The following is a 13,040-nucleotide window of genomic DNA, read 5'->3' as shown; positions in this document are numbered from 1 at the left end:
TTTAACTGTATATAAAAACAGTAGTCAATGTATGGTAAGTTTGAATACATACATAATTAATTGGGTATTTACTCCTATTTATTTTCCTGTTCATTAATTTCAGACTGTGCCGATTTCTCATATTCCCATCGGATTGAAGTCATGACTATTGCATATATATTATAAATAAACGTTTTAATTGTAAGAAGAAGGTGAACTAAACTCGTGCCCACTAATACATATATCGCCATTACGCCATATTTCTTGATTAAATCACTATGTGGTAACAATCTCGTTATATTTCCTGCCATTCCATTAGTTTGCCCAAATAGCATAACAAATAAATATATGAAGGAACATGATATGAAAATTATAAACACTTTCATAAATGCCATGAAGTTATATTTAAGGGTGGGGATTTGGGCTTCCTTGTTTTTATGCAGCATCATAGCGATCATCATTTCTGGCTTGGATAATGTTGCAAAAATGGTGAAGCCTGCAATAAGAAAGCCTAAGGTTGTTATAGTGAAATTAAATCCGAAACTTGACCAGGTTCTTATGTCTGAAATTGCATGGTTGATATTTTTATCGACAAAAAAAATATTAATAAATAATAATGCGGCAGATAGGCTACATATAACCCTATGAAGAAAGCTGGTTGTTATTTTCTTAGCCAGCTTGAAAACTTGCCAAAGGTTCTTCTCTTTGGTTATTTCGGCTCCGTTAATATGGTGCCGTAAAGTCTTATCCTTCGCATTATTATTGTTTTCCATTATTTAAACCTTTCAAATATATTTATTATTTTTCTTAGTGTCCCTCTGTCTTTTGCTTGAGGTAGGGTTATTCTACCATCAGCAACCATCTCAGAGAAACTTGCATAGCTCTCTTGCGCAGCGACTGTTGTATCTTTAGATAAATTGTCTGCTTCAGTAGATAGGTTGAAATTATCATTACTACCTTTCATAATATCACCCATTTCGTCATAACCGCGCATCCTAAATTCGGAGTTTGCGAGATTTGTTGCTGCATTTAATTCTTCTAAAACAGCGTTGTGACTAAGTCCTTCCTCTGGGTTTGTGAATAGAACACTTGCTTGGTTACTATTAAGTTTTTCATTGCGCTGACCAAACTCTTGCCAGAAAAAATCATCATTATCAATTTCTTCCTGATTGGTTGGAAGTAATTTTATAGAAAGTCTGTCTATTTTTTCAAATAGCTCAATGAATTCTGCTAAGGTTTTTCTATCGGTGAGGGTCGTAATTCTTAATTTAGGGGCTGGGATCTCTGCACGGATAGATTTTTTAGTTATTCTAGGTAGTTCAGGGTTCTTCTCTCTGAATTCCTTCTCTTGCTCATAAACGGCATCAATATAATCATTCCAACTTTGTGTTAAGCAGTATTGACTCGTGCTTTTGAAGTTTTCTATCGTAGGTGCGCCGCTAACTTCTTTACATAGAATTAATCGATGAGAGTTTAATATTAACAAGAAGAATGAGCTGGGGGCCGTTTCCAGCTCATCATAGTCATCTACTAGTTTATTCCCATGAAATACTTGCTCTCTAGTTAAAACAGTATTTTTAACTATTTTACCTTTTATTCCAAGTACTGGGTTCTCTTTATTGTCATCTAAAACGATCATTTCCGTGTCAATGAAGAAATACTCCCCACGATCTTTTATCGCTCGAATATAGTTCATTTCAAAAAACGATGGCATGACTATTTCATCGATAAAATCCATTAGGACCAAGTTATCACCAAATTTTAGTGTGTAGTTTCCAAATTCTAACTTTTTAATAAAATCCATGCTTAGACTCCGAATGCTGAATTAAATATTATTAATTATAATGTTAAGATTTACGTGAAACTCAATATCATCTAATGAACAATCAAAATCTGTTTTTTCACTAATTACCCGGATTCTTTTTCCTGGTAACAGTGCAATATCTCTAATCATAAATTTTCCATCGATATCAATCAGCCATTTCCCATCTTCAATATCAATGAATTTTGTATCGCCAATATATGTCACTTTTTCGTCAATAATGACTACAGGCTCTTTAAAGTTAGTTGCTAAAAAAGCTTTGTCAAAAGTGTAATGATTTGAGTCGTATAATTTCCCGTCTAATAATTTCTTTCGTGGGATAATTATATGATCAGACTCCTCGTTTTCGAACATAACACCAGCACCTGTTGCAAGCCACCGCAGAGATACACCTGTTTCTAAAGCACATTGAATCACCCAATCAGAAGGAAATGAGTCCCTCATGTATCGGGTCGCGAGAGTGCTTTTTGAGACTCCCAGCTGTTCGCATAGCTGTTGACGTGTACTAAAACCGTAGGCTTCCATCATTCGCTCGATCGCTCCACGACCGCCTTTCTCTAAATTCATGTGATTTCACCATGTGAACTTTTATGTTGACGATTTCTTTTTGTGACCCTATAGTTCGCATGATTTCAAAATGTGAACCATCACTGTTCGTCACTAATAAACACTGCTAAACAAGGGATGTTGCATCATGCGACCTAACATTTCAATCACTCTGATCACACCTCACGTCACGATAGAGCGTTACAGCGAACTTACTGGTTTGGCTGAGGATACTATCAATGACATGTTGGCCGATGGGCGTTTGCCTCGTCATCGCCTGCGTAAAGATAAAAAACGCGAAAAAGTCATGATCAACATTGCGCAGTTGACCGTTGATGCTCTCTCAAATTGTGACATTGCTACTGCATAGTTCGATTTTGCGATAGGGGGAGGGAAACCGCTATGTTTGATTACCAAACGTCCAAACACTCACACTTAAGCAGCGCTTGCCGCCGATTCGCTCAGGCCCACAACTTGGCAGAGCTGGCCCCGGCGCTGAATGTCTCGCCGCAGGTGCTACGCAATAAGCTGAACCCTGAGCAGCCGCACGAACTGACGCTTTCCCAACTGGTGACGCTCACTGCGATCACTGACGATGCGGCAATCCTTGATGGCCTGTTGGCGCAACTGAATTGCTTGCCGGCGGTGCCAACCAACGAGGCAAAGCCCAACAGCTTGCCAACTCACACGTTAAGCGCCACTGCGGCGATCGGCGCTATCGCCGGCGAAACCGCATCCAATGCGCCTATGACGCAATCCCGTAAAAACGCCATTCTCGACCGTGCCAACCAGGCAATTCGTGATCTGTCGCTGATCGTCGTGTCGGTAGAAGCGCGTTTCCAATCTACGCCAGTGCTGGCCGCCGCTGTTGATGTGTTCAACACCTGCGCGCCGGCATTCGGCATGAGCTGAGGTAACTACATGAAAGCTTTTGCGCAATACCTGAAACGACAATCACCGGCCCCGCAGCTGGCCAGCTTTGGCCACGGTTGGATTGAGCTGCCGAACGGCCAGCGCTGGCAGCCATGCGCCAGCCGAGTGGTGTTTTCAGGGGATTCCGTTGCACCAAGTAAGCAGGCCAAGCGCCGCCCCTGGTGGTTCCGCTTGATGGGTATGAGGGGGTAACGATGGCGGATAACAACTATTGGTTGGCCAAAATCCGCGCCCAGGTTTGCCCCGAACATTCAGAGGCCGCCGACTTTTGGAATGGCCTATCACCAGAGTGGCGCGGCGTAGTGATCCACGCTGCGGCGCTGGAAGGGAGGGAGGAGTTAAAAGCCAGTTTGAGCAATTGCCTTTGGCGCGAGCTGTTCGAGCGGCTACCCCCTCAAGCAATCATGCAGATTCGTGCCGGCATCCAAAAGGCGCGGAATGTGTTTGGTGGGTTTGGATCTCTGCGTGAATCGGATTTTCAGCGGAAGGGAACGCGCCGAAATATGAAGGAGCATCACCCGGTGCGCAAGCAAGTGGAAATGGTGGCAGCGCCGCACATTATCAGGATTTTAGAGCAACAAGAAAGCCTGCAAGGCCAGGCAGAGGAAAGGTAAACATGAAAGTGATCGCAGTTGAAAAGCAGGGGCTTATGGACGATTTGGCCGCTTGGGGAGTAGCGCCGAACTATGCCCGCTTTTTCCTGGCCAAATGCCAAGAAGTTGATGGCCTTGTTGCCCTGGAACCGTTTGTTTTCAATGACTCCATGCATTTGACCAGCCCTTACCAGTGGTTTGCCTCCAATGCGGCGTTTTGGTGTCGCGCATACCGTGAAGCCGGCACCGCCGAAGAACAAGCGGAAACCCTGGCATCTATCCGCGCCCTGTTCTATGTGGCGGGGATGTTGGGCCAGGGCAGCATTACCGCGCTGATCATCCAATGGTGGTCGGCAACCTATGAGCTGCACCGCCTACCAGCGCCGAACGTTTCCCCAGCTGACTCGCTGATTTTTCGGGACGGCAGCGCGTCACGCTTTATCGATATAACTACCGGCCAGCGTCGACACTAAAACCCATTAATCACAAACGCCCCACGGCTTCCACCTGGTAGCCGGGGGATTCTTTTTGCCCAAATCGGAGAAAACACCATGCCAACTATCGGCCAAGACATTAGCAACCGCGCCGCGCGCGCCTCCCTTAAACATGCGCTCGACCTGGCGCGCCGCGAAGCCCAGGCGGATGCCGCCGTGAAGTTTTCCGGTCACTTAGACCGTATGGCCACCGCGATGGCCAACCAAGAGTTATCCGCCGTTGAGATCGTGGAGCTGCTGCGCCAGGACGCTGAGAAATGGAAAAACGAGGGGTTCTCATGTGCTGGGTACTGCTGATCGGCGGCTTTTGCGCCGTTTGGGTGTGGATGGGGCGCGCGGCTGACAAAAAGGCGGCGCAGCGTCCTGAAAATCAAAATTACGATTAGGGAAGAATGTGAGTCTGCATCTACAGCAGGAAAGAAACGGCGATTACCACGCTGCCACCCGTTGGCAGCGTGAGCAATTCGCGCCTGGTGCGCCGGATGATATAAGCATCACCGAGCGCCAATTGTGGCAGCTGGATAAAACCGATCACAAGTGGCGCAGTCAGTACCTGGGCGAAATGCCCGATTACCTGGCGGGCTACTTTGGCCGCCGGTATGAGCAGCTTTTCAAAAAGGGCGAGGACGGCCGACGCCGCGCCAATGCATTTTTGCGCACCACGGTGGGCGAAAATATATTGCCGCGTCTACAGCAAGTTACCCAGCGATACGAAACCCGCTTCCATACAGCGGGTTTTATGCCTTTCCCCTTCAATGACGATCTGGCCCGCTTGCCTACCCTGGGCCGCGATGACCTGCGCAACCTGGCGCACCGCGTGGCTGATTTTCTGGCGGCCAGCTTTTCCGACTATATCGACCGCAAATTTACCGGCCAGGCTACCACGGATAAAGAAATGCGCGCCCGCACCTGGGCCGCCTATCGCAACCTGGCGGGGCTATGCCAACAGGTGGGCACTGAGCCGCCTTACTGGCGGCAGGCAACCGGGCGCGGCATCAACCTGGCGCAAATGGAATCCGGCTTATTGCGGATGATGGCCCCGGAGTGGTGGCGCGCGCGGTTGAAGCGTCGCCGTGATCTGATGCGTGAACACCTGGCCATTGCAGTGGGCCAGGTGCAAAAAGCAGCGTCGGCCTATGTCAGCCGTTCAACCCTGGGCGAATGGATAGAGCAGAAGAAACGCAACCGCGAATTTTTCAATTCGTTTGAGCTGGAAAACGAGGACGGCGATCGGGTGTCGCTGGCCGACATGGTAAACGGCAGCAATGCCAACCCTGCAATTCGGAGGTGTGAACTTATGGTAAGAATGCGCGGCTTTGAAGATCTGGCCGCTGAAATGGGGTGTGTGGGCGAGTTCTACACCATAACGGCCCCGTCAAAGTATCACGCGGTGCATAGCGCCGGCGGTTTTGTGTCGCAGTGGAACGGCGCAAGCCCGCAGGAAACGCAAAAATATCTGTGCGGCGTTTGGGCCAAGGCCCGCGCGGCGATCGCACGCGCCGGCATTCACGTTTTCGGTTTCCGCGTGGTGGAGCCGCACCACGACGGCACCCCGCACTGGCACATGCTGTTATTCATGCTGCCGGGCGACGTTGACCAGGTGCGCGATATTCTTTGCTATCACGCCCGCCTGGCGGAGTCTGAGGAGTTGCAGACCGCCAAGGCGCTGAAAGCACGTTTCCACGTTGAGCCGATCGATCCGGCAAAGGGGAGCGCTACGGGCTACATCGCCAAATACATTTCCAAAAACATCGACGGTTACGCCCTGGACGGTGAGGCCGACGACGAAACCGGCGAGAACATGAAGGACATGGCCAAGGCGGTTAGCGCCTGGGCAAGCCGCTGGCGCATCCGCCAGTTTCAGCAGATAGGCGGCGCGCCGGTGACCGTTTGGCGCGAACTGCGCCGGATGCGTGGCCAGCAGTTGGAAAACCCGCAGATGGATGCCGTGTTGGCGGCGGCAGATATTGCCGGCGATTGGGCGGCTTACACCCAGGCCCAGGGCGGCCCGTTAGTGGCGCGCGATGATCTGGTCGTGCGCCTGGCGTATGAAATTATCGAACGGGGCAACGTGTACGCCGAGGACGTCCAGCGGATCACCGGCATCTATTCCCCGCGTTTGGGGGAGGCATCGGCAGTTTGCACGCGGCTGGTAACGTGGACAATTGTCCCGAAGTTGGCCGAAAGCGAAGCGGAGGCCGGTTTACCTGGCGGCAACGCCGCCCCTTGGAGTTCTGTCAATAACTGTACGCCAGAGGAGTGGCGGCGATTATCGAGGGAGTTACAGCGGCGTGGTTTTGCCGGTGATCAGTATGAGATAGACATACTCACTAGGGGCAGCGCCCTGCGGATATATGGCGACCGGGCGTTAAAAATGCGCAATGGACGACTGGAGGAAATGGCCAGCGATCCGGCGTGTGAGTTGTGGCCAGGCTGGAATGGGTGATGTCTTAATTATTCATTTTGCTAAATATTATGTATACTGTACGAATATACAGTATCAAATTGCTAAACCTAGAATAAGATGGAGGGAGCCGTGAGGGATTTTTTCTTTGAATCACTGGCTATACAGCGCATTGAACTTGTGGCGCGCTTAGTCGCTAACGGTCGTTGCAGCAGCGACGATCGGGAGTTGGCTTTATCATGGATTTCTGAAATGACGACTACACTGGCCGCAGACGTTGACCGGCAGTTACAAAAACGCCCCCAGGACGGAGGCGTTAATTCAGGCGGCGGAGGCGGCACCCTGCAATAAATCGAGCATCATTTGCCGTTGTTGCGGGTTCATACTGTCAACAACGGTTTTCAGCAGCTTATCCCCGGTCTTGGCGCTGGGGCTAAGCGTATGAGAAAAGGTTACATTCATCACAAAAGTGTGGCCACATTCCACGTCAGTGCAAGCGCAATACAGATCGGAAATCTGGCGGTGTTTACGGGCCGTTTTTCTGATAATCGCGTTAGCGCCGCATTCCGTGCATAAGACTTTCATCACGCGCATGTTTCTGGCTCCAAAAGTGGCAAACTTCTGGAATTTTAACGTTTTTCGCCTCATAGCGCACCCGATTGTGACGGTTCGACGCTGAAATTTAGGTGTAGGTGCGCTGGCACGTCCGGATCGCTATTGATGGCATCCGTAATCATGCGTTGCACGGGGATCACCTCGTCTTTTCGGTAGGTTTCGCGGGCTTTCTCCGGATCGCCCAGGCCCGCCGTGTTGCCTGGAATAATGCCGGCCAGGCCCGCCGGGAAACGATGCGCCGCCAGAACGTCCTGGGCGCTGATGTTTTTCACGTTGGCAAACTCATCCTTTGCGCTGATGTCGCCGATCGGGATGAATTTAATTCCGTCCGGGTCACCTTTCGGGATATTCACAAACAGCGTGCTGAAATTGCCGATCCCTTTGCTTTGCTCCAGGCTTTGCACGATTTCATCTTCAACCTCGGTGCTTAAATTGGGGTCGTTGGTGTAGATGATGCCGCCGGTGTGTGCGCCGTTGTGGTAGTAGCGACGGCGAAAGATAGTGGCTTCACTGTTTAGCAGCGCGGAATGGATGCCGCCGATGTAGTCCGGCAGGCCGTAAACCTGTTGCTGCGGATCGTACTGGCGTAAAAAAATCACATCCTCTTCCAGGAACGGCAGCGGCTCCCCCTTTTGCAGAACAACAAAAGAGCCGTCCTTGCGGCGGCGGGTATAGAGCGACGGCAGCGGGGCCAGGGCGCACACGTCGCCCCAGCCGTTGCGCACTTTCGCAATGGCCAGATCGCCGAAGGTGAAGTAATCAAAAATCCCTCCTTTCAGCGCCTGATGCGTCAGGCCGCCGCCCTGGTAATCCGCCGCCACCATGTTATGGCGCGCGTACAGCACGCCGCCATGCTGGCCGTTCAGGTTGACCAGCTGCGCCAGCGCCAGGCGGTCAATCGGCAGCGTGTAATGGTCAAAATCATTGTCATACCAGATCTCCCGATAATCGGTGCCAGTGGTGAGGACCGGCTCCGGCTTGCCCAGGGTGGTGATGCTCATCTTGCGCGCCGGTGTCGTCTCGGCGGCGCGTTGGTGGTTTGCCGCTGCACGGCGCTGGCGTTGCTTGTTCTTTTTCATGCGGCCTTTCTCGTTTTCCATGTTGATTTGCGTTGGTTCTCAAAGTTGAGCGGTTCGTTATCCACGGCATGAGCGATGGCAAAAAACACGTCCGCGTGTCCCGTTTCCTGGGTGCGATCCGCAACAAAGGTCATGCTGTTGCCTTTGGTCGTACTGGTGCGCCGGATGGCCAGGAAGCTGGCCGGGATCTCTTTCTGCTCGCTGTCCCATTCGATGCGCTGGCTTTCCACCACATCCACCATTTTCAGCACCAGGCGCGTTTTGCTCTCCAGCCCGTAATGGATGGCCACCGCCTGGCGCATGGCGAAGCCCTGCACCATTTCAAACACGCCGCTGCCGATGCCGGTAATGTCGATCCCGATGTGCGTCATGTTGTAGCGCTCAAACAGCGCCTTTATCTGGTTGGCCTGGTGCTTCCAGTTCATCCCCTGCCAATAGAACGTGGCAAGGACGCGGAAGCGCTCCCCCTCATAGAGCGGCGGCGCGATGATCACAAAGGTGGACGTGTCGCCGCTGCGCGCCGGGTCGAAGCCGGCCCACACTTCACGATTGCCGAACGGGCGCGCGGCGGTGGGGTCGTGGTCTTGCCAGAGCGACACCTCAACCCCGCAGCGCTCCAGCTCGTTGAAGCGGAAAACGCTGTCGCCGCTGTCCACGAACACGCACATGTAAAGCATGTTGAACGTGTCACGGTTGTACTTGTTGCGCAGCTTGTCGATGCTGGCCAGGTTAAACCCGCCGGCGATCGCATCTTCCATTGTGATGACGTAGCGCCATTGCTCATCGGGACAAAGCCGCCCGCCGTCGCGCAGCTCCTTGAACGTTGGAAACTCCACCTTTTTGCGCTTGGCGTCGCCGTGCTTCCAATCCTCACCCGTCCAAAACGGGTAAGCCTGGTGTGTCTTACTGCTGGGCGTGGAAAAGTAGGTTGTGCGCCACCGGTCATGCGTGGCCATTGCGCTGGCCACCTCGTTAAGGCGCGCAAAGTTCTGTATCCAAAAATACTCATCCACATACAGGTGGCCGCTGTAGGATTGCGCCGTGTTGGAGTTGGTGGAAAGAAAACGCAGCTCCGCGCCGTTGCTCAAGCGGATCGGGTTGCCGGTCAGCGTCACGCCGAAATACTGCTCCGCGATGTTGACGATGTACGAGCGGAACACCTCGGCCTGCGGCCGTGAAGCCGAGAGGAAAATTTGCGGATCGCCGGTCATTACCGCGTTTTCCAATGCCTCAAACGCGAAATACCAGGTTGCGCCGATCTGCCGGCTTTTCAGGATGTTGCGGATTTGCTGGGTGATATTCAGGCGCAGGTGTTTTTGGTAGCCGAAAAGGTGCTCATCGGCGAACGCGTCGAAATCCTCCTGAGTCAGCGCGGAAATATCATTTTTGCGGTATTTGCGCTTTTTCTTGCCCCCATCCTGGCCACTGTCGCCGGCAGCGGAATAGTCGCCATTTCCCTGGGAAGCGGCGGCGGCAAGTTTCTCTGCATGTTTGGCTTGCTGAATACGCAGTTTGCAATGATGCGCGATCAGGCTATCAAGTTCTTTATGCTCCAGTTCTGTTTTACCGTCGCGGTGGGTTAATACCTGAATGCGGCGGTTGATTGTCTCCTCAATGCTTTCATGGCTGAGCATATCCGCCCAGCTCCATTTTGTAGCCCAATAGTAAATAATTCGCGCATTCGGCAAATTAAGTTCGTTGGCGATCTCTTTAGGCGTCCAATGTCTTAAGTACAGCGAACGCGCAACGCCGATTAGTTCATCTGAATATTTAGCCATGTGCCAATTATGCAGGCTTTATTCTCGGTTAACTTCGGGTGTTAATCGGTATGGTTCGGTTAATAGCGCTTATCCGAATTCATAAGATATTTAGGCCGTGCGGGATGTGAATTAATTGGCGATACTGCACCTGTCGAAACAAACACGAAATTGAAAGTAGGGTTTATGTCAGATTCGCAATTAATGACGAACTGGATTTGTGTTTGCGCCGAAGGTGACACGGTTGATGGACGTTATATTAAAAGTCAATGGATAACGGATGCCGCCGAGCTATACGACCCTAATTTGTATACCGCGCTTTTATGGCCGGAACACTCCCGAAATTACGGTAATCGGGGGCGGGTGTTAGAGCTAATGAGCCAGGAAGGTGATGATGGGGTTATGCGGCTTTATGCGAGGCTGTGCCCGAATCTATCACTCATGCAGGCAAATGCAGACGGGCAGCTACTCTTTTGCTCCGCAGAATTTACGCCTGATGGCAATTTTCGTGGAACGGGTAAGAGCTACCTGGAAGGGCTGGGCGTTACCGATGAACCGGCTAGCGTTTACACGGAGCGAATGCGTTTTAGCAAACGCCACAAAAATAAACGGTATGGCGCATTAAAGCCGCTGGCTTTTGATGAGGTCAAAGAAATTAAAGAGGAAGTGAAGATGTCAGGAAATAAAAAGAAAGGCTGGCGCAGTATGTTTTCCATTGAGGAAGAACCGCAGCAGCCAGAAATCCCCGAAGATGGCGATAAATTGCAGGCGCTGGCGGAAGCCTTGGCCGAGATTGAAACGCGCCTTTCTGCGCTGGAAGGTAAAGCCGCAGAAACTGCAACCGCCGTTGAAGAAGTCCAGGAAGATGTGGACACCGTAAAAGAAGTTGTGGATACCCAGGAATTTAAAACCCTGCGCGATAATATCGGCGGTATCGTGAAAAACTTCAGCAAGCTGGACAAGCGCGTAACCCAATTGCCGAGCCGCAATCCGGGTAAAGGTCGCCAGCCGTTCAAATTCCTGTAATTCGCCAGGGCAATAGAAATTAAATCACTCTGAGGGTGAGGGGTAACTATGTTTTTAAATCAGCGTGCGCGTGAATTACTCCGCGCATATAGCATGGGGTTGGCGGCGGAATATGGGCAGGATTCTGCCGAGCGTTATTTCTCGCTGACTGACCCAAAAGAAACGGATTTGCGGGCGGCGCTGCTGGAGTCCGTGGATTTCCTGTCCATGATCACCGTTGCCGATGTTGACCAGCTTACCGGTCAGGTGGTGAACGTGGGCAATCCGGGCATCTTCACCGGGCGTAAAGAGGGCGGCCGCTTTATCCGTAATACCGGCGTCGATGGCCTGGAATACAAGCTCTCGGAAACCGACTCCGGCGCGGCGCTGACCTGGGCCATGTTGTCCGTTTGGGCGAACGCCGGTGACGAAAACGAATTTTTCCAGCGTATGCAGGAATTCACCAACCAATCCTTTGCCCTGGATATGTTGCGCATCGGTTTCAACGGTAAATCCGTGGCGAAAAGCACTGACCCGGAGAAATACCCGAACGGCGAAGACGTCAATATCGGCTGGCAACAGTTCGTTAAGAACTATGACGAAAACCAGATCATCACCGATGCGGTGAGCCTGGGGGCTGGCGGTGATTATGTGTCGCTCGATGCGATGGCGTCTGACCTTATCAACAGCAAGATCCCGGCGCAGTTCCGCAACGACCCGCGTTTAACCGTGCTGGTTGGTGCTGACCTGGTGGCAGCGGAGCAACACCGTTTGTACCAGGCCGCCGACCGCCCAACGGAAAAAATCGCGGCCCAAATGCTGGGAACGTCCATCGCTGGCCGTCCGGCGATCGTGCCGCCGTTTATGCCGGGCAAGCGCATGGTGGTGACGCCGCTGAGCAACCTTCACATCTACACCCAGCGCGGCACTCGCCAGCGCAAGGCGGAGTTTGTGGAAGATCGTAAGCAGTACGAGAACAAGTATCTGCGCAACGAAGGTTACGCCGTGGAATACCCGGAAATGTACGCCGCCTTTGATGAATCCGCCGTGACCATTGGCAAGGTGGAAGCGCCGAAAGGGGAGTAAGCGCAATGTCACTTTCCCCCGCGCAGCGTCACACGGCCAGGGTTCAGGCCGAGCGCAAACTTGAACGCCAGCAGGCGCTGGCAGGTTGGGACAGTCTGCACCTCCAGGTGCAGGCAATGGAGCGGGATATTCGCCGGCTGCGAGAGCTGCCGCGCACCGCTGACCGCATCGCCATGAAACGCGATGAGCTGTTGCCGCGCTGGTTGCCGACCGTGGAAACCTACCTGGCGGACGGCGAGGTTTACGCCAACCCCATTTTTGCCTGGTGCGTGATCTGGCTGTTTGACGTGGGGGATTTTGATAAGGCGTTGGATTGGGCCGACCTGGCGATCGCCCAGCGGCAGCAGACGCCGGACAGGCTAAAACGCAGCTTTGCCGCGTTTGTGGCGGATACGGTGTTGAGCTGGGCAGAGGAGGAGGCCAGCCGGGGCGAAAGCCTGGAGCCGTACTTCTCCCGCACCTTTGCCAACGTGCGGGATAACTGGCGACTGCATGAGGAAATCAGCGCCAAGTGGTTCAAGTTTGCCGGGCTGATGCTGTTGCGTGATGACAACGGCCAGCCGCTGGCTAGCGCCGTGGAGGATGTGGCGACGCTGAAACAGGCGGATGCATTGTTGGCCCAGGCACAGGCATTTAACCCCAGAGGTGCCGGCGTTAAGACGCAGCGGCAGCGAATTGCGGCCAGGCTGCGGGCGCTGGAAAAAGAATAAAAGACTACCGCAAGCCA

At 52.3% G+C, this 13,040-nt stretch carries 16 protein-coding genes; 10 read left to right on the top strand and 6 right to left on the bottom strand.

Annotation, left to right across the window (positions count from 1 at the left end):
- Positions 1 to 74 precede the first annotated feature (74 nt).
- The 3 genes from ACJ8MK_RS02890 to ACJ8MK_RS02880 are packed head-to-tail and all read right to left on the bottom strand — an operon-like array spanning position 75 to position 2,368.
- Positions 75 to 752 carry a hypothetical protein gene (locus ACJ8MK_RS02890; protein WP_406903474.1) on the bottom strand — a complete coding sequence of 226 codons (678 nt, stop codon included), beginning with the start codon at positions 750 to 752 and terminating at the stop codon, positions 75 to 77.
- The gene (locus tag ACJ8MK_RS02885) at positions 752 to 1,783 is read right to left on the bottom strand and encodes a hypothetical protein (RefSeq protein WP_406903476.1); all 1,032 of its coding nucleotides are present in this window, start codon (positions 1,781 to 1,783) and stop codon (positions 752 to 754) included. Before ACJ8MK_RS02885 ends, ACJ8MK_RS02890 begins: the two co-directional genes overlap by 1 nt.
- A gap of 21 nt (positions 1,784 to 1,804) precedes the next feature.
- Positions 1,805 to 2,368: a phage repressor protein CI gene (locus ACJ8MK_RS02880; protein WP_442517485.1), complete on the bottom strand. Its 564-nt coding sequence runs from the start codon at positions 2,366 to 2,368 to the stop codon at positions 1,805 to 1,807.
- Between the two features lie 127 nt (positions 2,369 to 2,495).
- Between ACJ8MK_RS02880 and ACJ8MK_RS02875 the strand changes: the two genes are divergently transcribed.
- From ACJ8MK_RS02875 to ACJ8MK_RS02845, 7 genes are all read left to right on the top strand, one after another.
- Positions 2,496 to 2,717: a regulator gene (locus tag ACJ8MK_RS02875; RefSeq protein ID WP_100396482.1), complete on the top strand. Its 222-nt coding sequence runs from the start codon at positions 2,496 to 2,498 to the stop codon at positions 2,715 to 2,717.
- A 32-nt stretch (positions 2,718 to 2,749) separates the two neighbouring features.
- Positions 2,750 to 3,259, top strand: coding sequence for a phage regulatory CII family protein (locus ACJ8MK_RS02870; protein ID WP_079451006.1), 510 nt, complete (start codon positions 2,750 to 2,752; stop codon positions 3,257 to 3,259).
- Positions 3,260 to 3,268: 9 nt separating this feature from the next.
- Positions 3,269 to 3,472: a phage filamentation protein Fil family protein gene (locus tag ACJ8MK_RS02865; RefSeq protein ID WP_406903479.1), complete on the top strand. Its 204-nt coding sequence runs from the start codon at positions 3,269 to 3,271 to the stop codon at positions 3,470 to 3,472.
- A gap of 2 nt (positions 3,473 to 3,474) precedes the next feature.
- Positions 3,475 to 3,894, top strand: coding sequence for a hypothetical protein (locus ACJ8MK_RS02860; protein ID WP_060437281.1), 420 nt, complete (start codon positions 3,475 to 3,477; stop codon positions 3,892 to 3,894).
- Between the two features lie 2 nt (positions 3,895 to 3,896).
- Positions 3,897 to 4,346, top strand: a complete 450-nt coding sequence (locus tag ACJ8MK_RS02855) for a hypothetical protein (protein WP_237726285.1) — start codon at positions 3,897 to 3,899, stop codon at positions 4,344 to 4,346.
- A 78-nt stretch (positions 4,347 to 4,424) separates the two neighbouring features.
- Positions 4,425 to 4,664: a DUF2732 family protein gene (locus ACJ8MK_RS02850; protein ID WP_161764261.1), complete on the top strand. Its 240-nt coding sequence runs from the start codon at positions 4,425 to 4,427 to the stop codon at positions 4,662 to 4,664.
- A gap of 97 nt (positions 4,665 to 4,761) precedes the next feature.
- Positions 4,762 to 6,813, top strand: coding sequence for a replication endonuclease (locus tag ACJ8MK_RS02845; RefSeq protein ID WP_442517484.1), 2,052 nt, complete (start codon positions 4,762 to 4,764; stop codon positions 6,811 to 6,813).
- A 279-nt stretch (positions 6,814 to 7,092) separates the two neighbouring features.
- Here the strand turns inward: ACJ8MK_RS02845 and ACJ8MK_RS02840 are convergent, their stop codons facing one another.
- Genes ACJ8MK_RS02840 through ACJ8MK_RS02830 form a run of 3 tightly spaced genes read right to left on the bottom strand, consistent with a single transcriptional unit; the run spans position 7,093 to position 10,243 of the window.
- Positions 7,093 to 7,419 (bottom strand): ogr/Delta-like zinc finger family protein, encoded by a 327-nt coding sequence (locus ACJ8MK_RS02840; RefSeq protein WP_192973994.1) that lies wholly within the window; start codon positions 7,417 to 7,419, stop codon positions 7,093 to 7,095.
- Positions 7,416 to 8,465: a phage portal protein gene (locus ACJ8MK_RS02835; protein ID WP_126171501.1), complete on the bottom strand. Its 1,050-nt coding sequence runs from the start codon at positions 8,463 to 8,465 to the stop codon at positions 7,416 to 7,418. Before ACJ8MK_RS02835 ends, ACJ8MK_RS02840 begins: the two co-directional genes overlap by 4 nt.
- Positions 8,462 to 10,243, bottom strand: a complete 1,782-nt coding sequence (locus ACJ8MK_RS02830) for a terminase large subunit domain-containing protein (RefSeq protein ID WP_442517483.1) — start codon at positions 10,241 to 10,243, stop codon at positions 8,462 to 8,464. The genes ACJ8MK_RS02835 and ACJ8MK_RS02830 overlap by 4 nt, the downstream gene beginning before the upstream one ends.
- A 165-nt stretch (positions 10,244 to 10,408) precedes the next feature.
- Between ACJ8MK_RS02830 and ACJ8MK_RS02825 the strand changes: the two genes are divergently transcribed.
- Genes ACJ8MK_RS02825 through gpM form a run of 3 tightly spaced genes read left to right on the top strand, consistent with a single transcriptional unit; the run spans position 10,409 to position 13,023 of the window.
- The gene (locus tag ACJ8MK_RS02825) at positions 10,409 to 11,248 is read left to right on the top strand and encodes a GPO family capsid scaffolding protein (protein ID WP_442517482.1); all 840 of its coding nucleotides are present in this window, start codon (positions 10,409 to 10,411) and stop codon (positions 11,246 to 11,248) included.
- Between the two features lie 48 nt (positions 11,249 to 11,296).
- A complete protein-coding gene (locus ACJ8MK_RS02820) occupies positions 11,297 to 12,313 on the top strand; it encodes a phage major capsid protein, P2 family (RefSeq protein WP_160204515.1) in 1,017 nt (338 codons plus the stop codon).
- Between the two features lie 5 nt (positions 12,314 to 12,318).
- Positions 12,319 to 13,023, top strand: coding sequence for a phage terminase small subunit (gene gpM, locus ACJ8MK_RS02815; protein WP_342095642.1), 705 nt, complete (start codon positions 12,319 to 12,321; stop codon positions 13,021 to 13,023).
- Positions 13,024 to 13,040 lie beyond the last annotated feature (17 nt).

The sequence above is a fragment of the Serratia sp. CY38905 genome (assembly GCF_052168875.1).
Classification (GTDB): domain Bacteria; phylum Pseudomonadota; class Gammaproteobacteria; order Enterobacterales; family Enterobacteriaceae; genus Serratia; species Serratia sarumanii.
The sequence above is the reverse complement of the archived record's forward strand: the minus strand, read 5'-3'. Positions and strand labels throughout refer to the sequence as shown.